The 20,635-nt window shown below is 70.0% G+C and carries 26 protein-coding genes; 17 read left to right on the top strand and 9 right to left on the bottom strand.

Features of this window, described 5'->3' with window-relative positions; translation table 11 throughout:
* Positions 1 to 89: 89 nt before the first annotated feature.
* The 4 genes from B7767_RS09245 to B7767_RS09230 all read left to right on the top strand — a co-directional run bounded on the left by B7767_RS09245 (position 90) and on the right by B7767_RS09230 (position 4,914).
* Entirely contained in the window at positions 90 to 1,349 is a 1,260-nt protein-coding gene (locus tag B7767_RS09245; RefSeq protein WP_085571755.1) for a DUF3631 domain-containing protein, read from the top strand.
* Positions 1,350 to 1,541: 192 nt separating this feature from the next.
* On the top strand, positions 1,542 to 2,426 hold the full coding sequence (locus B7767_RS09240) for a DUF2637 domain-containing protein (protein WP_085571754.1): 885 nt from the start codon (positions 1,542 to 1,544) through the stop codon (positions 2,424 to 2,426).
* A gap of 131 nt (positions 2,427 to 2,557) precedes the next feature.
* The gene (locus B7767_RS09235; RefSeq protein WP_085571753.1) at positions 2,558 to 3,208 is read left to right on the top strand and encodes a MobC family plasmid mobilization relaxosome protein; all 651 of its coding nucleotides are present in this window, start codon (positions 2,558 to 2,560) and stop codon (positions 3,206 to 3,208) included.
* Positions 3,205 to 4,914 carry a relaxase/mobilization nuclease domain-containing protein gene (locus tag B7767_RS09230; protein WP_085571752.1) on the top strand — a complete coding sequence of 570 codons (1,710 nt, stop codon included), beginning with the start codon at positions 3,205 to 3,207 and terminating at the stop codon, positions 4,912 to 4,914. Before B7767_RS09235 ends, B7767_RS09230 begins: the two co-directional genes overlap by 4 nt.
* A gap of 359 nt (positions 4,915 to 5,273) precedes the next feature.
* Here the strand turns inward: B7767_RS09230 and B7767_RS09225 are convergent, their stop codons facing one another.
* Complete coding sequence (locus B7767_RS09225; protein ID WP_055539106.1) at positions 5,274 to 5,828, bottom strand: flavoprotein; 555 nt, start codon at positions 5,826 to 5,828, stop codon at positions 5,274 to 5,276.
* Complete coding sequence (locus B7767_RS49265) at positions 5,825 to 6,016, bottom strand: hypothetical protein (RefSeq protein ID WP_085571751.1); 192 nt, start codon at positions 6,014 to 6,016, stop codon at positions 5,825 to 5,827. Before B7767_RS49265 ends, B7767_RS09225 begins: the two co-directional genes overlap by 4 nt.
* A gap of 318 nt (positions 6,017 to 6,334) precedes the next feature.
* Between B7767_RS49265 and B7767_RS09215 the strand changes: the two genes are divergently transcribed.
* The 6 genes from B7767_RS09215 (at position 6,335) to B7767_RS09190 (ending at position 11,089) form a co-directional block, all read left to right on the top strand.
* Positions 6,335 to 7,435, top strand: a complete 1,101-nt coding sequence (locus B7767_RS09215) for an STAS domain-containing protein (RefSeq protein WP_256923376.1) — start codon at positions 6,335 to 6,337, stop codon at positions 7,433 to 7,435.
* Positions 7,436 to 7,665: 230 nt separating this feature from the next.
* On the top strand, positions 7,666 to 8,178 hold the full coding sequence (locus tag B7767_RS09210) for a DUF5994 family protein (RefSeq protein WP_256923375.1): 513 nt from the start codon (positions 7,666 to 7,668) through the stop codon (positions 8,176 to 8,178).
* A 123-nt stretch (positions 8,179 to 8,301) separates the two neighbouring features.
* The gene (locus tag B7767_RS09205) at positions 8,302 to 9,495 is read left to right on the top strand and encodes a PP2C family protein-serine/threonine phosphatase (protein ID WP_085571749.1); all 1,194 of its coding nucleotides are present in this window, start codon (positions 8,302 to 8,304) and stop codon (positions 9,493 to 9,495) included.
* A 173-nt stretch (positions 9,496 to 9,668) separates the two neighbouring features.
* Complete coding sequence (locus B7767_RS09200; RefSeq protein WP_085571748.1) at positions 9,669 to 10,373, top strand: DUF5994 family protein; 705 nt, start codon at positions 9,669 to 9,671, stop codon at positions 10,371 to 10,373.
* Between the two features lie 10 nt (positions 10,374 to 10,383).
* Entirely contained in the window at positions 10,384 to 10,680 is a 297-nt protein-coding gene (locus tag B7767_RS47875; RefSeq protein WP_256923374.1) for a hypothetical protein, read from the top strand.
* A gap of 22 nt (positions 10,681 to 10,702) precedes the next feature.
* Positions 10,703 to 11,089 carry an STAS domain-containing protein gene (locus tag B7767_RS09190; protein WP_085571747.1) on the top strand — a complete coding sequence of 129 codons (387 nt, stop codon included), beginning with the start codon at positions 10,703 to 10,705 and terminating at the stop codon, positions 11,087 to 11,089.
* Here the strand turns inward: B7767_RS09190 and B7767_RS46240 are convergent.
* The 6 genes from B7767_RS46240 to B7767_RS09165 form a co-directional block, all read right to left on the bottom strand.
* Positions 11,038 to 11,208 carry a hypothetical protein gene (locus B7767_RS46240; protein WP_179167083.1) on the bottom strand — a complete coding sequence of 57 codons (171 nt, stop codon included), beginning with the start codon at positions 11,206 to 11,208 and terminating at the stop codon, positions 11,038 to 11,040. The two genes, B7767_RS09190 and B7767_RS46240, sit on opposite strands and share 52 nt — an antisense overlap.
* 134 nt (positions 11,209 to 11,342) lie before the next feature.
* Positions 11,343 to 11,936: an alkaline shock response membrane anchor protein AmaP gene (gene amaP / locus B7767_RS09185; RefSeq protein ID WP_085571767.1), complete on the bottom strand. Its 594-nt coding sequence runs from the start codon at positions 11,934 to 11,936 to the stop codon at positions 11,343 to 11,345.
* Positions 11,937 to 11,946: 10 nt separating this feature from the next.
* Positions 11,947 to 12,645 (bottom strand): DUF6286 domain-containing protein, encoded by a 699-nt coding sequence (locus B7767_RS09180; RefSeq protein WP_085571746.1) that lies wholly within the window; start codon positions 12,643 to 12,645, stop codon positions 11,947 to 11,949.
* Positions 12,642 to 13,010 carry an Asp23/Gls24 family envelope stress response protein gene (locus tag B7767_RS09175; RefSeq protein WP_306297951.1) on the bottom strand — a complete coding sequence of 123 codons (369 nt, stop codon included), beginning with the start codon at positions 13,008 to 13,010 and terminating at the stop codon, positions 12,642 to 12,644. The genes B7767_RS09180 and B7767_RS09175 overlap by 4 nt, the downstream gene beginning before the upstream one ends.
* Positions 13,011 to 13,084: 74 nt before the next feature.
* Positions 13,085 to 13,312, bottom strand: a complete 228-nt coding sequence (locus B7767_RS09170) for a hypothetical protein (RefSeq protein ID WP_085571744.1) — start codon at positions 13,310 to 13,312, stop codon at positions 13,085 to 13,087.
* 38 nt (positions 13,313 to 13,350) lie between these two features.
* Entirely contained in the window at positions 13,351 to 13,776 is a 426-nt protein-coding gene (locus B7767_RS09165; protein ID WP_085571743.1) for an Asp23/Gls24 family envelope stress response protein, read from the bottom strand.
* A 630-nt stretch (positions 13,777 to 14,406) separates the two neighbouring features.
* Here B7767_RS09165 and B7767_RS47870 point away from each other — a divergent pair.
* The 6 genes from B7767_RS47870 (at position 14,407) to B7767_RS09140 (ending at position 18,794) form a co-directional block, all read left to right on the top strand.
* Positions 14,407 to 14,694 carry a hypothetical protein gene (locus tag B7767_RS47870; protein ID WP_256923373.1) on the top strand — a complete coding sequence of 96 codons (288 nt, stop codon included), beginning with the start codon at positions 14,407 to 14,409 and terminating at the stop codon, positions 14,692 to 14,694.
* A 314-nt stretch (positions 14,695 to 15,008) separates the two neighbouring features.
* Positions 15,009 to 16,079: an acyl-CoA desaturase gene (locus B7767_RS09155; RefSeq protein ID WP_085571741.1), complete on the top strand. Its 1,071-nt coding sequence runs from the start codon at positions 15,009 to 15,011 to the stop codon at positions 16,077 to 16,079.
* Between the two features lie 252 nt (positions 16,080 to 16,331).
* A complete protein-coding gene (locus B7767_RS09150; protein WP_085571740.1) occupies positions 16,332 to 16,598 on the top strand; it encodes a hypothetical protein in 267 nt (88 codons plus the stop codon).
* Positions 16,595 to 17,041, top strand: coding sequence for a PIN domain-containing protein (locus B7767_RS09145; protein WP_085571739.1), 447 nt, complete (start codon positions 16,595 to 16,597; stop codon positions 17,039 to 17,041). The genes B7767_RS09150 and B7767_RS09145 overlap by 4 nt, the downstream gene beginning before the upstream one ends.
* A gap of 448 nt (positions 17,042 to 17,489) precedes the next feature.
* Complete coding sequence (locus B7767_RS45720) at positions 17,490 to 17,672, top strand: hypothetical protein (protein ID WP_143652303.1); 183 nt, start codon at positions 17,490 to 17,492, stop codon at positions 17,670 to 17,672.
* A 273-nt stretch (positions 17,673 to 17,945) separates the two neighbouring features.
* On the top strand, positions 17,946 to 18,794 hold the full coding sequence (locus B7767_RS09140) for a hypothetical protein (protein ID WP_256923372.1): 849 nt from the start codon (positions 17,946 to 17,948) through the stop codon (positions 18,792 to 18,794).
* Between the two features lie 876 nt (positions 18,795 to 19,670).
* Here B7767_RS09140 and B7767_RS09135 read toward each other — a convergent pair.
* The gene (locus tag B7767_RS09135) at positions 19,671 to 19,898 is read right to left on the bottom strand and encodes a hypothetical protein (protein ID WP_085571737.1); all 228 of its coding nucleotides are present in this window, start codon (positions 19,896 to 19,898) and stop codon (positions 19,671 to 19,673) included.
* A gap of 72 nt (positions 19,899 to 19,970) precedes the next feature.
* Here B7767_RS09135 and B7767_RS09130 point away from each other — a divergent pair, with 72 nt between their 5' ends.
* A complete protein-coding gene (locus B7767_RS09130; RefSeq protein ID WP_085571736.1) occupies positions 19,971 to 20,483 on the top strand; it encodes a DUF6584 family protein in 513 nt (170 codons plus the stop codon).
* The last annotated feature ends 152 nt before the right edge of the window (positions 20,484 to 20,635 follow it).

The following is a 20,635-nucleotide window of genomic DNA, read 5'->3' as shown; positions in this document are numbered from 1 at the left end:
AGAGCCGCACAGTCCCTGCCCCATCGCCCCTGAATGACCGATCCGGTGGGCCGGGCCTTGCCCGTCCGGCCCACCAGGGAGGAACACCTGTGGACGAACCTACGTCCTCCACCACCCCTACCGCATCCCCGACGCCCACCTGGCCGCCCGTCGCCGTCCCCGGCCAGGCAGCTCCCGCAATACCCGAACCCTCGCCCGCCGAGGACGAGAAGCCGCCCCAGGCTCCAGAGGGCGCCGCCTTGCTGGACGAGCTGCGGGAAGCCATCGCCCGGTACGTGATCCTGCCCAGCAGCGAGGCGCTGACCGCCGTCACACTGTGGGTCGCGGCCACGCACATCCAGCCCGCCCTCCAGCACGCGCCTCGTCTCGCGGTGGTCGGACCGGCGAAACGGTGCGGCAAGTCCCGCCTGCTGGATGTGATCACGGAGACCGTGCGCGAGCCGCTGATCACGGTCAACACCAGCCCGGCGGTCGTCTTCCGCGCCATCGGCGATGACCCGCCCACCCTGCTGGTGGACGAGGCCGACACCATCTTCGGCAGCATCAAGGCCGCCGAGAAGAACGAGGAGCTGCGCGGCCTGCTCAATGCCGGCCACCAGCGCAACCGGCCCGCCCTGCGCATCTCCGGGCCCGAGCACAAGCCTCAGGCGTTCCCCACCTTCGCCATGGCAGCGCTCGCCGGCATCGGGGATCTACCGGACACGGTCATGGACCGGGCGGTGGTGATCCGCATGCAGCGCCGCAAGGATGGTGAGCGGGTCGAGCAGTTCCGCTCCCGCCGCGACATCCCGACCCTGCACGGCCTGCGCGACCGGCTGACCGCCTGGCTGCGCCCCCTGATGGACACCGCAGCGGACTTGGTACCGCCGATGCCGGTGCAGGACCGGGCGGCAGACACCTGGGAACCGCTCGTAATCGTCGCGGAACTGGCGGGCGGCACCTGGCCCGAGGAGGCCCGTGCCGCGTGTGCGTCCATGTGCGCGGCCGAGGCAGGCAAGGACGACGAGTCGAACCTGAAGACCCGCCTGCTGCAGGACATCCGGCGCGCCTTCGCACGCTGCGGTGATCCCGACATCATGCGCACCCGGGACCTGCTGGACGAGCTCCTCAAGGACCAGGAGGCGCCGTGGGCCGAGTACGGCACCGCCGGCCTGAGCCCACGCCACCTGGGCATCCTCCTCAAGGACTTCGATATCAAGGCCGCCACTCACCGCTTTGAAGGCGGCCGGCAGGCCAAGGGCTTCGCCCGCCTCCGCTTCGCCGACGCCTGGGCCCGCTACTGCCCCGAGGAGCCGACGCCCGACAGCGGCGACGAGAGCACCGCCCCCGGCCCGGGCCTGCACTCGTAAAGACTCGTCGCACTCGTCGCGTCGCAGGTCAGCCCCGCGACGAGTGTCCTCGCCGTGACGAGTCCACTCGTATCACGCCAACCTTCCGTACCTGCTGTGACCAGGCACGCGACGAGTGCGACGAGTGCGCACCCCCTCCCACCAGCCTCACTCGGTGCCCATGGCACCCGCTCCCCGCCTGGAGTACCCCGCTTGCCTTCACGCACCGCCCAAGCTCCTGCGCCGGTACTGACCGCAGCGATCCGCCTCGGGGTCGCCCTGGTCGGCACGATCGGCTTCGCCCTCTCCTACGACGCTCTGCGGCAGATGGCCGTCGCCATCCACGCCCGCGGAATCCTCACGTACGCCTTCCCCCTGGTGATCGACGGTTTCATCGCCATCGGCGTCGCCGCCCTGCTCATCCTGCGCACCGCACCCTGGCGCTCCCGGCTGTACGTCTGGGCACTCGTCGGCATCGCCACGATCACCAGCATCTGGGCCAACGCCCTGCATGCCGTCCGCCTCAACCAGCAGGCTCACACCACCGGGCTCCACCTGGACGACGTCACCGTCGGCGCCCTGTCAGCCATCGCCCCGCTGGCACTGGCCGGAGCCGTCCACCTTGACCTGGTCATCCGCCGCCACCCCACACGCCACGTTCAAGAGGTCGCCACCACAAAGAGCCACAACGCCCCTGGCTACGGCCACAACCACACCGACTACGCCGAGCCGACTCCGTCATCCGAGGGCAACGCCGGTCTGCCAGAGCAAGCAGAGATGCCCGATGTGGCCGGTCGCCCCCGCGACGTGGTGCGGGACGCCGCCAATGTGCCGCAGGCTCGGAAACCGCTCGCCACGGCAGAGGGCCACGAACGCGACGTCACCTTCGACGAACTCCTCGCCCTCGCCCGCGCGGCACCGCTGGGACGCGGAGGCCGCGCGTCACGCCGCAACATCGAGGCGGCGATACGAGACGCCGGCTACCGCATCGGCAAGGACCGCCTGACCCGGATCAAGGACTGGGTGCAGGTCGAACTCGACCAGGCCGCCAGCCAGTGGCGGGCCGAGCCCGACAAGGAACCCGCCAACGCCCTCTGAGGCTCCCAGCAGCACCCACCACCCTGCGAACTCGACTTCTCTCGCTCGTCCCCGCGCTGACCAGTACGGGGACGAGCCAGCCGTCGAATCGCGTCACCGTCGCACCGCAACACCACATGGAGAACCGCTCTATGCCCGACCTCCACAATGAACTCCCCACCAGCCAGCAGGAGGTGACCACCGCCGTCACCCAGCCAGCAAGGTATGACGTTGGACCGTCCAAGGGCCGGTCCAACGCGGACACCTCTGCCCCGGGGGTGGCGGAGGGCTTCGGGCACCAGGGGGTGCCCGAGGAGGAGGCACCCGCCGACGCAGCCGAGCAGTCGCCCGCCGCCAGCGCCGACGAAGTCACCTTGCGTCGTCTCGCCCGCCGCCGTTCCCGCGAGGACGTCCAGCGCAAAAAGCGTGTCGACGTCCGCTACAGCGTCGACGAGAAGACCCGGATCCTCACCCGGGCCCGTGAGATGGGCATCGCCGGCGCCCACCTCGTCGGCGCCGTGATCATGGCCTACCTCGATGGCGATCTCACCGTGGGCCTGGCCGGGCAGCGCACCCAGCTCGATGATTGCCTCGACAAGCTCGACGCCCTGCGGGCCGAGGTCGCCCGCATCGGCAACAACGTCAACCAGATCGCCCACCGCCTCAACGCCGGAGGGGATCCACACCCTGTGGACACCGCCGTCCTCGCGCAGACCGAGCGCACCCTGGACGCAGTCCGCGCCGCGATCGGCGACATCGCGCAGACCATGAACCACGCTGTCTCCGCGAAGGCGGCCCAGTGATCGCCAAGATCGGCAGCGGCAAGGACACCGCCGGCCTGATCCGGTACCTGTTCGACACGAAGAAGGCCAAGGACCACACCGACCCGCACCTGATCGCCTCCTGGGACGGCTTCGCACCCGACCCAGGCCGCGCCGACGACTTCGACGCCACAAAGAAGCGCCTCGTGGCCGACCTCGACCTGCGGGTCAAGCAAGCCCGCCGACTGGGCCGGGTACCCGAGCGGCACGTGTGGCACTGCTCGGTACGTGCCGCCCCCGGCGACCGGCACCTCACCGACGCCGAGTGGGCGGACATCGCGCGCCGCATTGTGGCGGCCACCGGCATCGCGCCACAAGGCGACCCCGACGGGTGCCGTTGGGTCGCCGTACGCCACGCCGACGACCACATCCACATCGCCGCCACCAAGGTCCGAGGAGACCTGAGCACCGCCCGCCACTGGAACGACTACCTGAAGGCCGACAAGGAACTCGCCGCCATCGAGAAGGAATACGGACTCCTGCAGGTCGTGCGCGGCGACCGCACCGCCACCAAGCGCCCCACCCGCGCCGAGATGGAGAAAGCCCGCCGCGCCGGCACGACTCGGACCTCCCGCGAGCGCCTGCGCACCACCGTCCGCCAGCTGGTGTCCATCGCCACCAGCCCGGAGGAATTCCTCCACCTGCTCGACGGCGTCGAAGGCGTCCTCGTCGATGTTCAGCACTTTCCCTCCGGCGACGTACGCGGGTACAAGGTCGCCGTGGCAGGCGACACCAACGCCGCCGGCGAGCCGATCTGGTTCTCCGGCGCCAAACTCGCCCCCGACCTGTCCTTCCCCAAGATCCGCGAACGCCTCACCGCCATCGAGGCTCCGCCCGCAGCGGAGCCGGGCAGCCGGCGCAGGCCCAACCCCTGGTACCAGGCCACCGCCGCGGCCGAGCGCATCCCCCACCACCTCGACCACGGTGACGACGCGGCAGCCCAGGCCCACATCGCAGCCTTTGGCGAAGCCATCGATGTCCTGCCGCTGCTCGCCCCCAGCCACCTGCGGCCACAGCTGCAACAGGCCGCCACAGCGTTCGAACGCGCCACCCGCTCCCGCATCCGCGCCCAGCAGGACCAGGCACGCGCCCTCCGGGGCGCCGTCCGCGCGCTGCGCACCGTGCCGGTCACCGGTGACGGGTCCGGGCTGGCGATGTTCCTCGACATCGCAGTGCTCGTCATCTTCGCCACAGCCCGCTGGCACCAGGCTCGCCAGCACGACCAGCAGGTCGCCGCCGCCCACCAGGCCCTGGTCCACCTGCAGGCCGTCTCCCAACAGGCTGCTGCCGAGCCACTGGCCGCCCTGGCCCAGCGCCAACCACCGGCCCGCACCATGGAACGGCACGCCCAGCGGATCCTCGTGATCGTGCCCGAACACGCTCAGCAGATCCTCGACGACCCCGCCTGGCCGGCACTCGCCGCCGCCCTGACCGAAGCCGAGACCGCCGGCCACGATCCCGAGCTGCTCCTCCAGCATGCCGCCCGCCGGCGCACCCTGGACGACGCCCGCTCCACCGCCAGGACCCTCACCTGGCGCATCCAACGCCTCGCCGCCCGGCAGGCCCCCAGCGCCCGAGCACGAGCCGCCCAAGCCCGCACGAGCGTTGCAGCACGAACGGCACAGCGTGGCCAGACCCCACCGAGCCCTTCGCAGCCTGGGCCTGCGGCACCTTCTCGACACCGGTAATTCCGGCACTGACGGCCTCGCGCGCGAGGCCGTCAGCAGGAGGAAGGCACCTGTCCCGTTCACCCCCAGGCTCCCACACCGCTGACACCACACAACGGGCGCTTGGCCGGTCCACGACGGGCGCGGGTTTCCTGAGTGAACATTCGCGCGTTTCCTGAGTGAACGCTCTGGTGTTTCCTGAGTGAACGGTCTTTGCCCGGGGGACCCCCTCCTACTTCCGGATCAGCTCGCCTCGGCAGCAGCCCAGCACGTCCGCACGAGGAGGAGTGATTGCCTCGCTCCCCGGTGACCTCGTCGGCAGCCTGGCGAACGGGCGTCGACGATGATCACTGCGGTCCGTCCCCGGTGAAGGAACCGCGTCACCGCACCGTGCTGACCAGAGGCTCCAGCAACTCCAGCGCTTCCTCCCAGCGGAAGCGATCCGCCGCGCCACCGGCCCTCGGCCGGTGCGGTTCGCACGAGCCGATCAGGACGCCCATCCCCTGCAGACGGTCCAGGCTCTGCTGATAGGCAGGGTGGGCGGCCTGGGCTGAGTTCAGGTAGGGCAGTGCCACGGTCGGGATGCCCATGCCGTACGCCTCGCACAGGATGCCCAGGGCGAGGGTGTCTGAGATCCCGGCGGCCCACTTGTTGATCGTGTTGAACGTGGCGGGAGCGACGGCGATCGCGTCCGCCGGAGGCAGGGGGCGCGGGTCTCCCGGTGATCGCCAGGCGGAGCGGATCGGGTAGCCGGTCTGTGCCTCGATCGCCTTGGCGTCGATGAAGCCGAGTCCCTGCGGTGTGGCGATGGCGCCGACGTCCCAGTGCGCCTCCTGGGCGGTGGTGATGAGCTTGCCGACGTCACGGGCAACACCTGCCGCGCACACGACGACGTACAGGAAGGGCTTCTTGTCCGGAGCGGTCGGCTCGGTCACGCGGGGACTCCCAGTTGGCGGCTGAAGTGGTGCAGTTCCGGCAGGGTACGACGGCGGTCGCGGGCGGCCATGTCGGCGACCAGGTTGCGGACGTCGGGACGGCGGATGTCCTGGGCTGCGGCGTGCTGCTGCTGGTAGCTGGCCGGGGCGCCGCAGGTCGTGAGGAAGACGAGCTTGCCGAAGGTCATGCCGTCTCAAAACCTGATCTTCAGACGCCGTGTCGTCGGGGCAAGTCCGCCCGCGCTGCAGGCTGCTCTACGGGAGGGGACACGCTGGAGGTGGCCTTGGCAAACCGGGCCTGGCGCGAACCCATGCGCTCGTACTCGCGGCAGAGCCCGGACCGTGGGGACGGCCCGTGAGGTGATGCGGCCCCTACCATGCCGCGCGCCCGTCGAAGCAGCCGCTTCCGGTTGCGGCCGACGTACGGTTGAAGTACCGAGGGCACCACGCACTCCGGCCGCCCCGCCGGGTCGTCCTCGGCGAGAGACGAACCCCGGGCCGCCCCAGTGGTCGGCGCGGAGACGGGTCGGCATCATGTCCGCCGCGGTCGAAGCAACTCCGCGCAAGCTCATCATGGCAGGGGCCGCGCTGAACACCCGTGCAGGTCCGCAACCCCGCCGAGGGGAGGCGTGATGGCCTTTGCCCGGCTGGACATCCATCGGCGGAACCGAGGAGAGCGGACGCTCGTCACGCTTGCCGGCGACATCGGGCCGGCCACGACGCCGCTGCTGCGGGCCGCAGTGGAGCAGTGTCTGCTGGACGGTGTCACCGTGATCGACATCGATATGACCACGGTCGGCTCCTGCGACGCCAGGGGCTTGGACGTCCTCCTGTCGGCATCACGGCGCGCCAGCCGGGTCCACGCTCGCCTGCGGCTGCACCATCCGTGCGCGCAGATCACCCGGCTCCTCGATACCACCGGATCGACTTCGCTGCTCCTTACGGCCCCCGTGAGTCCCGTGCCGCCCGCCGCATCCGGCGACCTCATGAGTACCGCGACGCGGGCGCCCGAGGACCCCGCTCGTCGGCCGGATCAGCCGGTCCTCAGGGACGGGATCCGCCTTCGACGGCTGACCCGCTGGCAGGCAGAAGACATGCGCGAGGACATCGCGGACCTGGCTGCGGAGTCCGTCGCGGGCACCGCCGGCGAGGCGTACCACGACCGTGGAGACTTCCTGCACCGCTTGGCGGTCACCGCCCACCGCCCTCGCTTCGCCCTGCTGGTCGCAGAAACGACGGTGCTGATCGGTTGCGCCTTCGGTTATCCGGTGGACCCTGACGGCTCCGACCGCCGGTGGTTCGACGGAACGCTCCAGGAGATCATCCAGCGGCTCACCTCCCGCGCACGGTTCGTCGTCCTCACCCAGGTCGTGGCCCATCCGCACGCTCAGCACCGTGATATCGCCCGCCGCCTGCAACAGCGTCTGCTCACAGACCTGCGGTCCTCCCTCGGGGTCACCCTGCTGCATCCTGCCGACCAGGCAGGACAAGCCGCCTTCTCGTCCTGGGGCTGGCAGAACATGGGCGAGGTGGTCGGGCTGCCCGGCCCCGTCGCCCCCTGTGTGTTGACCCTGTCTTCCGAAGGGCAGCCCTCGGCACGCCGATGATTCGGCAGAGGAGCGATGAGCCGGCGGTCGTACGCGGCCCGGGCCGCCACGCCACCCGTCGTCCGCCGTACGGACGTGTCTCGACGCGATGGCTGCGCGCCACGCCGCCCGCCACAGCCGGGAGTAGCCTGACAGGTACCGAGAACTGTCGGGCGCACGACCACGGCGGCGCCGTTCCCGGCGAGTGACAGACACGGGCAGCCGGAAACCGCCCGGATCGGGATCGCACGATGAACGCCATCACCAAGTCCGCCAAAGGTACGGCCCCAGGTGACGGACACTCCTACCGGATGCCCTTGCCCCGGCTGCGCCTCACGCCGGATGTCAGCCATGGCCCGCTGGACGGCGCATGGTGGCCGCGCTGCGACGCACTGGAACTGGAGCTGCCCGCGCTGGTCGGCTCCTTGGATCCGGGCATCGGCACCGTCACGCGCGTGACCGTGGGTACCGCCGCCTGGCCAGATGCCCCGCAGGAGGTGATGGCACCGGGGCATGTGATCGAGGTGGCCCTGAGCAACGGGGCGGCCGAGATGCATGCCATCACCGTGGACTGCGGCACCGTGGGGCGCTGGGAACTGCTCGTGGTCCCACCGGACGAACCGGCCGGAACGGCAGCCCTGCTGCTGACCGCCGCCTCCGACCCCGAGAACCCCTTGTCCGCCCCGCGCCTGCTGGCACTCGCCGAGAGCGGCCTCGACGGACAGGACACATGGGAGTCGGAAGGAGGAGCCGGACCCAGGTAAGCAGCCCGCCCCGGCCTGCCACGCGTGCCCGGCGGACCCGGGCGTCCACGACCCCTTGATGGAGCCATGGCACCGACAGATCCTTTGTCATACCGGCCCGCCCTGACCATGGCGGGTGAGGGGATGACGGCAGGACGGCGCGCGGACCGCTCCGAGAGCTTCGGGGAAGCTCTCCTCGGAGAGATCCTCGACAGCGCGCACGAATTGCCGCCCCATCTCATCGGACCCCTGGTCGCCGACGTGGTGGAACGGCTCGGTGGCCGCCGACCACAGGTGCTGTTGCAGGACTACGGCCAGCAGCTGCTCGTACCGCTGCCCGGTGAGGGCCTCACGGGCGGGGAACCGCAGGTGATCGACGATTCCGAGGCGGGCCGCTGCTTTCTCGACGCGGTCCCCGTGGAGGTGCCCCGGGAGGACGGCGTCCGGGTTCATCTGCCGCTGCTGGACGGCGGTGACCAGGTGGGGGTCATGGCGGTGACGCTGGACGGCATCGACGACCACGACCGCCGCCTGCTGCACAGGATCTCCGGCCTGGTGGCCGACCTGCTGGTGACCAAGCACGGCTACTCCGACCTGTTCTTCGGCGTCCGGCGCGGTGAGGCGATGAGCGTCGCCGCGGAGATCCAGTGGTCCCTGTTGCCACCGCTGGCGATGATCATGCCCCGGGTGGCCGTGGCCGGGATCCTGGAACCCGCCTACGACGTGGCCGGCGACAGCTTCGACTACGCCCTCAACGACGACGTCCTCCACCTGGTCATGATCGACGCGATGGGCCACGGACTGGACGCGGCCACGATGGCCACCGTGGCCATCGGCGCCTACCGCCACGCCCGCCGCTCCGGCATCGGACTGCCGGAGATCTACGACTTCATGGACCGCGCCGTGGCCGAGCAGTTCGGTCCCGAGCACTTCGTCACCGCGCAGATGATGCAGCTGGACACGACGACGGGGCGGATGCAGTGGGTCAACGCCGGGCACCCGTCACCGATCCTCGTCCGCGACCACCGCGTCGCACGGCGTCTGGTCGCCCCGACGACCCTTCCCGTCGGCCTGGGCGGTCCGGTGCCCCGGATCAGTGAGCTGGGGCTGGTGCGCGGGGACCGCGTCCTCTGTTTCACCGATGGACTGGTCGAGGAGCACAGGAGCGGTGGGGAGGAGTTCGGAGAGGACCAGCTGATCGACTGTGTGAACCATCTGGAGAGGACCGGGCGCGGCATCCGGGCGGTGACGCGATCCCTGTCCCACACGCTCAAGCAGGCGAGGGGCGGACGGACCAGCGATGACGCGACGCTGCTCATGGTCGAGTGGCCCGGCTGACCTCTCGCCCCCGCCATCCGACACCGTTGTGCCGGCCGCGCCCGGCGGCGACGGCCCTTCAGCCCGAAGGACGGGGACTCCCGGCACGCGCCGAGGCACTGCCGGGAGATCATCCGGCCGGTACTCCACTCCATGGGGCCGCTGCTCCGCGCCGCAACGAAACGCGGAGTAGTGTGGACAGTACCGAGGGCATCTCGCACACCGGCTTCCACGCCGGGTCGTCCCCGGCGAAAGATGAAACCCGGGCCGCCGCAGAGGCGACCCGGAGACGGGTCCGCATCATGTCGGCGACCTTGCTTCCGCCCCTGCCGCACGCCGAGCCCGTCGCAGCCCCGGCCGCGCGTCTCGCACTGAAGACCGACGGCCCCTCCCGCGGACTCCTGGACGGAGCCTGGTGGCCCCGTTCCCGTGATCTGCTGAGCGAACTGCCGGCACTCACGGATGTGTTGGATCCTCTGTGGGGCCGCATCACCCGCATCGCCGTAAACCCGGAACACTGGCCGGTCATCCCCCGCACGGTTCCCGTGGACGGCCACATCGTCAAGGTCGGCTGGTTCACCCCGGAGATCGACCCGCACAAGCTGCTGCTGCTCTCCTACGGCACCGGCCGCTGGGATCTCCTGGTCATCCCGCCCGAGACCGGGGCGGAGTCTGCGGCCCGGCTGATGGCTGCCGCGTCCGACCACGACGGCCCGCCCCTGACCGCGAGCGCGCTCGTCGCCGCGGACGAGGCCCGGCACGGCGTCTTGGCGGCCGACCAGCCACTGGACGCGGACGAGGCATGGGAGTACGAGGGCGGCGCCTCCGCGGTGGCCGCAGCCGTTCCCCGACAGACCGGCCCGCCCGGCCGGGCCAGCCGGCTGATCATCGGTATGTGAGGTGGCCGCCATGAACGCCTTCCTGACAGCCGCCGCCTTCCTGGTCCTCGTCGCAGTGGCGGCGTACGTGATCCACCGGCTCAACCTCCAGCACGCCGAAAGAATCGCCGCGTACCGGTACGGCGCACCCCGGCCCGGCCGCCGCGGCCGCTGCGTGCCGCAGCCGTACTACGCACCACGAGTGATCATCCGGACACCCGTCCGCGCCTCGGAACCGTCGGCTCAGACCGCGGCGACGCGTGCCGGGGCGTACACCCGGGCCCTGGACCGGGCGGGGGGGCCGGGACCCGTGGACCGGGGCATCTGAGCAACATCTGAACCGAGGCGTCATGACTCTTCCGCAGCTGAACATCTACCGGCACGACCGGGACAGGCGGGCACTGGTCACCCTGGCCGGCGTGATCGACCCCGCCACCGCGCCCCAGGTGCGCGCCGTTCTGGAGCGGTGCCTGCGGGACGGCATCACCCTCATCGACGTCGATCTGACCACCGTCGACCGCTGTGACAACAGCGGCCTGCGCGTCTTCCTCGACGTGTCACGGCACGCCGCCGAGACCCACGCGTCCCTGCGGCTGCACCACCCCTCCCCGCAGACCGAACGACTGTTCATGGACACGGGCTCCGACCGTCTGCTCCGTACGACGAGGCCAGGAGGGGCGCGGCCTCAGCGGGCTGGGCGCCGAGGAGATCGCCACACGGAGCGGGCCGCCAGGTAGAGCAGATCGGCGATGAGGAGCAGTACACCGGCGGAGGACAGATAGAGCATGCCGTCGACGCCCGCCCCGATGGCGACCAGAGCAATTCCGGCGACGAGCAGGGCCAGGAAGAGGGCCATGGCGAGATGCCTCCCTTGAGGGAAACCGCGGCGTGGATGGCTCCGGGGCACTCGTGAAGACCTGCGCTGCGGGCCAGGTCTCTCTCCCTCGGAAGGGCTGACCGGGTCCCCCGTCGGGAGTCCGGCCCCGGGGATCAGTCGACGCGTCGTGCGTGGTGGCGGACTTCTTTGAGCCGGACCTTCGAGGGGAGGCTGTCCAGGCCGGCCGAGTCCCGCGCGTGCGCGAGTGTTTCCCGGCTCAGTCGCCCCAGCGTCCGCGCCGGATCGGCGTGCGGCTCCAGCACCAGCCGTACGCGCGCGGCCGGAGCGGTGCTTCGGCCCGTCAGTCGTACATGAGCCCGTGCGACTCCGTCCAGGTCCCGTGCCTCTTCCTCGATCACGTCCTCCAGTGCACGGCCGTCGAGCCGGGCCGCCGCGCTGTCCCCGCTTTCGACGAGGACGCCGCCCAGGCGGTGCCTGCGCTGGGCGAGGAGCCACCACAGCAGCAGGGCCAGCAGCACGGCGAGCACCGCGATGACGGTCGGCCACCACCAGCCTTCCTCCCGCCACCGGGTGCGTCCCTCGGTTCCCAGCACCACGTCGTCGGGCCCGCGGAAGGGCCACCAGCCCGGCATGCCGAAGTCCCAGCGGCGCGGCAGGTCCAGCCCGCCCAGCAGCACACCGCCGCCCAGGGCGAACAGTCCAAGGCCGAGAAGCCCCAGCAGCACCCGGTTCACCGCCTTGAGCATCAGGATCACCTCAGCCCTTCTTCGGGCGCCGGACGCGCACGGTCAGCGTGGGCCGCCGAGCGAGACCCAAGAACGTCACGGCTTCGCCCAGCGTGGCGTCCAGGTCCGCGCGGACCTCCTCCAGATCCCGGAAATGGGCGCGCGCCCGGGCCTTGACCTTCCGCCGTCCGACGGAAACCTGTGCCGACTGGACACCGGGCACCCGTACGGCCCTGTCACGCAGAACCAGGCCGGCCGCGCGGCGGTCGAGCCCGGCGCGCACCTCCCCTTTCCCGAACATGCCGGCGGGCTGCCGCATGGGCAGCAGCCTGCGCAGTCCCGGCGTCACCGCCAGCAGGAAAAGCCACAGGCCGAGGGCCATCGCGACCGCGGCCCCGGCGATCATCCAGACGTCGTCCAGTGGCCGGGTGGCCAGTTCCTCCGCGAGCCGCCGCCGCCAGCGCATCGCGGGCCGGCCCGCCCGGACGGAGACCACGTCGTACAGGAGCAGTCCGGTGACCGCGGCGGTCAACAGGGCCACCAAGACCGCGGGAATCCGCCGCGTCGACCAGAAGCGGCGCGCCCGCCGGTCCGATGCCTCGACCGCCGGTGTCGAGTCGGCTGTCGTCGCGTCCTTGCCCCGGCTGCCGTCCGCGGGCGGGTCCGCCTTCCCGAGTCCGGGGGGAAGGTCGCTGTCACCGGCCGGCCGCCGACGGGTGTTCGCGCTCATCTCACCCTCTCCTCGCCCGCGTGCCGCGTATGCGCCGAGTGCAGTCGCCCGACCGACACCACGAGATGTGACACGTCCATGCCGGACCATGTCCTGAGCCGTTCGGTGACCTCCCTGCGCACCGCGGCGCACTGCGCCCCGATGTCGGACGGACAGCCGAGCTCGACGGTGATGCGCAGCCGTGCCTCGCCGACCGCCGCCTGCCGTCCGGCGGCGGACTCGCCGTCCCGCCCTGCGGTCTGCCGCTCCGGTGCCCGCCGCACGGAGGTGGTCACGTGGGGCGTCCGGCGGCCCGGCGGTACGTGGCCCACCGACTCGGGGAACCGGCTCAGCGCCTCGCGCGCCACGTGGGAAGCGATCTTCACAACGACCCGGTCGGCGACGGCGATCGCTCCGCGCTCCCCGCTGGCAGTGCCCGGACGCCGATCGGCTTCACCGGTCACTGCCGCCAATCTCCCCGAACCCGTCGCCGGTCATCGCGGATCCGCTCCTGCCGGTCCCGGCGGCGGATGAAATCGCCCGGTTCGAGATCGCCTTCCGTGAACCGCCCGACCACGAGTCCGACGACGCCCAGCCCGAGAACCAGCAGAAACGCCCAGAAGTCACCGAAATACGCGGCGAAACCCAGCGCCATCCCGGCCATCAGCCCCACCACGGCTCTGCTCATCACGCGCTCCTTCGCTCACGCGGACTGCTGCGCCCCGGCTACTGGATCCGCTGCCGTTCTTCGTCCTCCTCGTCGGGGAGCTTCACATCGCTGACCGTGATGTTGACTTCCACGACTTCGCGATCCGCCATCCGCTCCACCGCGGAGATCACGCTCTCCCTCACCTCACCGGCCACGTCCGTGATCGAGACGCCGTAGTCGACGACGATCTCCAGGTCGATGGCCGCCTGCAGCTCTCCGACCTCGACGCTGACCCCGCGTGCGACGGACTTGCCGCTGCCGGCGCCGGGCATCCGCTCCCGCATGGTCCCCATCGAGCGGGCGAAACCGCCGCCCAGGGCATGGACGCCGGGCACGTCCCGTGCCGCCATTCCGGCGATCTTCTCCACCACCACATCGGCGACCGTCGTCCGGCCACGAGAAGCGGGAGCGCCACCGCGCCTTGCACCGGTGTCCTCGGTCATCGGGATATTCCTCCCTCAGAGGTCCATCTGGCCCTCATTTGTCCCATTATATTTACTTAGCATGCATTGCGGGAATTGAACGCTGCGAGGCACGAGGGTCTGACAAGTCGCCTGAGAGAGGGTGAGAGGCCGGTGAAGACCGAAGCAGGGACGCAGGTGGTACGGCACCGGTTCGGCCAGGGTCGGCTGCTCCCGCTGGGCGGGCCCGCCGACGGGACATGGATCACCGAGCAAGCGGCCGTCCAGGCCCTCGGGCGGGCCGCGAACGAGATTCCCGGGGTGCGGCTGGAGTCTCTGCGCATCGGGCCGGCGCCGCTCGAATCCGTGTCCGAGCCGGCCGTCCGTCCGCCGGCCGGCGCGATGCTGCCGGGCCCGCTCAGGATCGAAACCGCCTTTTCGGCATCACTCGGGGAGCCACTGCCCGAAACCGCCGACCAGTTGAGGAGCAGACTGCTGGACGCGGCCGCTCGACGGCTCGGTCTGGCCACCGTGACAGCCGACCTGCGCGTCACGGATGTCCATGAGGTCCCGCAGACAGGTACGAAGGCGCGGACCGTTGCGAGATCCATGAGGCTCACGCCGCACAGCACAGCCGCAGCAACGACCGCAGCCGCACGGAGCTCGCTCCCCGTGACCGGAGCGGGCTCCCCGAGAGGGCCCGTCGGGGATCTGGCGGACGTCGCAACGGGTGTTCCGGGCGTCGCCGGCCTCACCACCGTGCTGGGGAGCCGCCCGGTCAAGATGGAGGACCATGCCGACCCACCCGACCGGCGTGTCGAGGTCCACCTCGCGGTCTCCCCCGGACACCATCCCCTGGAAGTCGCGCACGCCGTCCGGGCCGCCGTGACCGCCGCAACGGCCACCGACGCCCCGGGCCCGGTCACCGTTGCCGTCCTCATCACCGAGACCGCGGCCTGACCGGCCAGGCATCGAGCACTCATCAGCCATCAGCGGATCCGCTTCACCGGACGGAGTCGGTTCTGCCGACATGCACGCGGACCGCTCCGGAAGCCCCGTCTGACACGGTGTGAGACGCCCGCGGCGGGGTACCCGTGAGAAACAGAGGGCCTGCGCAGCAGCCGCTGACGGACGAAGCAGACGCCTCCCAGCTCCGTGGTCGCGTGATGTGTCCGCAACCACGGAGGACGAAAGGCTCTGCCTGCGGCCCGGTCCCAGCGGCTCCCGGGGCGGCGCCGAGCCGACCGGCCTTCTTCGGAAAGAGTTTCACCATCATGAGCAGTAACACCACGGTCCGCCCCCCGTCCTCGGAGGCGTCCGGAAGTGACTTCGCCCGCCTGTCGAGAAAGATCGCCGCCGCCGGGCTGCTGGAGCGCCGTCCCGGCTATTACGCGCTGCGGACCACGGTGGTGGCCGGGCTCTACGTCAGTGGGTGGGCCGCCGTCGCGCTCATCGGCGACAGTTGGTGGACTCTGGCGGTCGCCGCCTTCCTCGGCGTCGTGTTCGGCCAGGTCGCCCTGCTCGCCCATGACGCGGCGCACCGCCAGGTGTTCCGCCGACGCCGGGCCAGCGAGGTGTCCGGACGGATCGCCGGTGCCGGTATCGGGATGGGCTACGGCTGGTGGCAGGACAAGCACACCCGCCACCACGCCAACCCCAACCACGAGGAACTCGACCCCGACCTCGACCCCGACCTGCTGGTCTGGTCCCAGGACCAGGCGCGGGCCGCCAAGGGGCTCCCCCGCCTGATCGGCCGCTGGCAGGCGTTCCTGTTCTTCCCGCTCCTCACCCTGGAGGGCTTCAACCTGCACGTGTCTAGCGTGAAGGCACTGGCCAATCGTTCGCTCAAGCACCGCACGCTCGACGGCGTCCTGCTGTTCGCGCACTTCGTGCTCTACCTGACCGTGCTGCTGTGGCTGCTGCCGCCCGGCATGGCGATCGCCTTCCTCGCCGTCCACCAGTGCCTGTTCGGCGTCTACCTGGGCTCCCTCTTCGCGCCCAACCACAAGGGCATGCCGATCCTGACAGGCGAGGACCGCCCGGACTTCCTCCGTCGCCAGGTGCTCACCTCACGCAACGTGCGCGGCGGCAGGCTCACCGACATCGCACTGGGCGGGCTGAACCACCAGATCGAGCACCACCTGTTCCCCAGCATGCCCAGCCCCAACCTGCGCAAGGCCCGGACCATCGTCCGGCGCCACTGCCAGGAACTGGGTCTGGACTACGTGGAAACCGGGCTGATCACCTCCTACCGGCTGGCCCTCGCCAGTCTCCATCAGGCCGGAGCACCACTCCGGCACGCCCGCGTCCCCACCCAGGCGCGTGCGCATCCCTCGGCGGAGTGACCGGTGACCATGAGGTGGAGCATGGGTCCTCCAGTCGGACCTGCTGGAAGCGCGCCGGCCTGAGGTGAGCCGGCGCCTGTGCGTGTGAGCGATGCGTGAGCGGACGACGTGAGACGAGCCGTCACGCGCTGATCCTCATCCCCATGCCGCGACCCCCTGATCAGGCAGAACAACGCCACACAGCACGGGATTTCCGGGCCAGATTCGCGAGAGAGCCAGGTCATCCGACACAGCATCTGCCATACTTGGAGTATGGCAACTCGGAAGATCACCATCACCGTGCCGGAAGAGCTAGTGGAATCGATCAAGGAACGCGTCGACGCACGCGGAGTGTCCAGTTACATCGCGGCTGCCGCCGCTCATCAGGACGCCATGGACCGGCTGCGCGAGTTGGCCGAGCGTCTGGAGGAAGAGCACGGTGCCGTGACGGACGACGAGCAGCAGGCGGCACTGGACCGCATCGCTGCCATCGACGACTGGCACGACGAGCAGCGATCGCATCCCGGTGCGGCCGCGTGAGCCGTACCTCCCGAGCAAAGCTGCACCAGCCGCGGCAGCGCGTCTTCGTGTTCGACTCCGAGGCCCTTTCCAAGGCGATTCAGGGTGACCGGGAGATGACCGCGCTGGTCAAGGCGGCTCCGCGACTCGACATCCCCATCGTCACCTCGGCGCTCACCACCTTGGAAGCATGGAACCCCAGCGACACGTCGAGGCAGGCGCTGTGGAACTGGACGCTGTCCCGGATTCGCATCGTGCACACGGACGACCAGGTGATCGCCACGGCACGGGACATGCTGAAGACCGCCGGCCTGCACGGGCACAAGTACGCCATCGACGCCGTCCTGGCTGCCGTGGCCGCACGGGAAGCCGCGCAGGGAGCCCAGGCAACCGTCTTCACCTCGGACACCGACGATCTGCATCAGCTTCTCGCAGGCCGCCCCGTGCGAGTCGAGAAGGTCTGACAAGACGCACCTGGCTCGGACCGCTCGTCGGCCTCTCCCGAGCGACCCGCGCCTACGCCGGGCGGCACCCGCCGACACGCATTCAGCACACATGAAGCCGGGAAACCCCGTGAACACGTGAGAACCGCAGAGACGTGTTTCCCGTGGCCAGGCACCCCACGACGGACGTTTTCGCAGGTCAAGGCCCCACTCAGGGGAAACTCCTAAAGCGGGTGTCGCAGGTTCGAATCCTGCCGGGGGCACAGCGAGAAGGGCCGGCTCGGGAGGGGTTTCCTCCCGGGCTGGCCCTTGTCGTTCCGGACGCCGTGCCCCAGGCGTGCCACCACATCCACGCGGAATCCGCATCTCCTGGCCGGGTCCCTCCCACCCTCGCGGATCATGGTCCCGAGGAGACGGGCGACGTCCCGGTATCGGCACTGTTCCGCGAGCTGCCGCTACCCTCGGGCCCGTGAAAATCGCCGGACGTCTCGCACAGGTCATGGCCGCGAACGACCTGAAGGAACTTGTCGCGCTGCACGAATCCGAATCAGCAACCGATGACGTGCTGCCCCGCACATCGGAAGCCGCACCACAAGCGCACCGGATCGAGCGGGGAACATCGGGGAGCCATAGCGAAGAGGGACCAGCCTGAAGAGACAGCAGGGGCACCGTTCGCCCAGTTCAGCGCCCTAGCTGGTTCCAACGTTCCGCAGCTTCCCAAGCTGGAAGTCCAACGCCGCAGAAGTTCGTGCGGGCAGACGTGTGTGGTCTGTCTCGCGTGCCTCACATGAACCCAGCGGATCACAGGACACATGCCGGGGTACGCTCGCAGCCTTGGCATGGGTCAGCCAGGGGCCAGCCGCCCAATTCCGGGGGAATCGTGAGGGTTTCAGCGCGTGGTTCCGTACCACGCAGAGTGACGAGCGTGGCGTTCGCCGCCGTGCTGCTCGCTGGGGGAACGGTTGCCTGCGGAGGCGCCGAGAGTGATTCCGCGAATGAAGACCCGCCCAAGGTGACACCCGCGACGGCCGTGGCGAAGGCGGCGACGAACTCCGAGGACATCAGGTCGCTCCACTATCGGATCACCGGGACCGTGCCGGAGAAGGGCCGTCTGGAGGCCGAGGCATCCATGAACACGGAACCGCTGACCATGAGTATGAAGATGACCGTTGCCGACCAGGACGGGGACAGCCATCTGGAGGTCCGGTTCGTCAACGAGGTGATGTACGTCGGCGGGAGTGCGGTCGACTCCGAGAAGCTGGACGGCAAGAGCTGGTTCAGAGCTGACCCTGCCGCATGGGGTCACGGCGCAGTGGACAACAAGTCCTATGGCGTACTCCCTCGTCAGATCGAGGGAAGCCCCGTCGTGCAGTCCACACTCCTGACCGGGTCCAAGGACCTGCAGATGATCGGGACTGAGACGGTCGACGGCACCAGGACCAGGCACTACAAAGGAACGGTCACCAGCGGCAGTCTGCTTGCCGCCCGTAAAGGCGCCGTGGACGAAGCGACCCGGGAGCGCCTGATCGAGAGCCTCGATCAGTTCATGGGGCTGGGCGTCTCCGACACACTCACCATGGACCTGTGGATCGACGGTGACGACCATGCCAAGCAGTTCCGCATGCGAGCCGAGCCCAACGACAAGCAGGCCAGCACCGGCGGCGGGCCACTGGACCTGACCATCACCTTCCTCGACATCAATCAACCCGTGTCCATCGAGACCCCGCTGCCCGAGGACACCACCGCTCTCGCGGACGGCGCGCAGGGAAGCTGAGCGGCCCCGGGGGCGGGAGCATGAGCACCTGACCCACTGGCACCGTCTCAGTTTCCGTCTCGTTCACCGGCGTCCACCGTCGTTCAGGCAGAGTCGGATGCAAGGGTCGTCTCACCATCCGCACGGGAATGAACGCAGGTGAACGCCCCCGAACGACGTCCACCACCCCACCGACACAGTTGGAAAGCGTGCGCCCCAGAGCAACCTCCTTGGGCCGTCGTGCACCGCTGCGCGGAGCAGTGCGCCTTCCACAGAGGACATGTGCCCGGCAATCCTGCACTGGTCCGCACGACGGCCGAGACCGGGGGTGGGAGACGTGGCTCGTACGCAGTCCAGGTGTGGAGCGCTCACGGAGAAGGGCACTCGGTGCCGGCGGCTGGCGATGGTCGGTGCGTCGCGATGCAACCTGCACCGTGGCGAGTGGTCGTCGTACACCATCAAGAAGCGCAAGGAAGCCGAACGCAAGGCGAAGACACGCAAGCGGCGCAAGTGACCCCAGCCGGTGTGAGGTGACATCCATGGCTGACATCGACGACCGCGGACAGCGGCGGCGTCGTGCGGTCTGACACGGCCACGGCCGCCCCGCGCAACACGGGTGGACAGGTGGTCAGACCGAACTCCTGAAGCGGGTGTCGCAGGTTCGAATCCTGCTGGGGGCACAGCGAGAAGGGCCGGCTCGGGAGGGGTTTCCTCCCGGGCCGGCCCTTCAGCGTTTCAGGGTTCGTCAGGGGGTCTGTGGGTGTGCCTCAGAAGCCCCCGGACGCGCTATCGAGTGCACGGCCGCAGGTCAGGACCCCGACCCGCCACTTCTTCGGCCACTGCTCGCGCTCGACGGGGCTTGGCCCGCCCATCGAGACTCCACCGCCCCTGTGCCGGCTAGACGCGGTCCTGGAAGACGCAGCTCCACACGTGCGTGCCCGCGACGCCGCCGTCGGCGCGCACCGCTTCCAGCGTGTAGAAGTGCGTGGTCCCCCGCACGGCCGTGGTGTCCGTGTAGGCACGGGTCCCCGCCGGCAGCAGCCCGGCGTGCAGCGGCTCGTACGTCTTCGTGGCCCCCGGGGTCCCACACCACCAGCGGGCGGCAACCGGGCCCTCCCGTCCCACTGAACCGGGGTCGACCGGTCACCCGCCGAAAAGGAGTCGAGACGTCCCACACTCCTGACCGATCATGCAGCTATGCCACTGACAGCCACCCTCGCCCGAGTCGACGCGGATCTGGCAGCCGGTCGTGTGCCCATGGCACGTCAACGCCTACGCGGACTGGTCTCCTCCTACCCCAACGACCTGACCCTCCGCCGTCGCCTGGCAGAGGTGTACCGGCTGTACGGAGAGCCCGCGGAAGCGGGGCGCTGGATGTACCTCGAGGAGGACCGGAACGCGGAGGAGACCTCCTCCTTCGAAGCGAGGCACCGGACACCCCAAGAACGCATGAGGGCACTCGCGTGGCGTGGTCCCGAGTCCCTCGCCCCGTCCAAGTTCGCCGTGGAGCAGCTGACAGCGGTACGAACCGCCTGCTCCGAAGCCTTGGGGCGCCCGGTGGACTGGGACTCGATACCTTCCGCCCCGGACGACGAACCAGACGCCGGCACCGGTAAGTTCAGCGGGTTCCTGGCAGGAGCCGGCTGCCTGGCCGTGGTCTTGGTGATGCTGGGAATCTGGGTGAACGGACTGATCGCCCTGTTCAGGTGACCCGTTCACCGGCGGTCGCTCCACCGTGCCGGCCAAGGCATCGGAGCGTGATCCAAACCTTCTCCACCGGTTCGAGGCCCGCGCACGGCGCGGGCGCGCGCCGCCTGTACGGCGGGGCCGCCGCCCTGTCTCCGCCGGCGGCGGCCCCGCCC

Source organism: Streptomyces sp. 13-12-16, from assembly GCF_002114215.1.
Lineage (GTDB): Bacteria > Actinomycetota > Actinomycetes > Streptomycetales > Streptomycetaceae > Streptomyces.
This window is presented reverse-complemented; position numbering and strand designations above follow the sequence as displayed.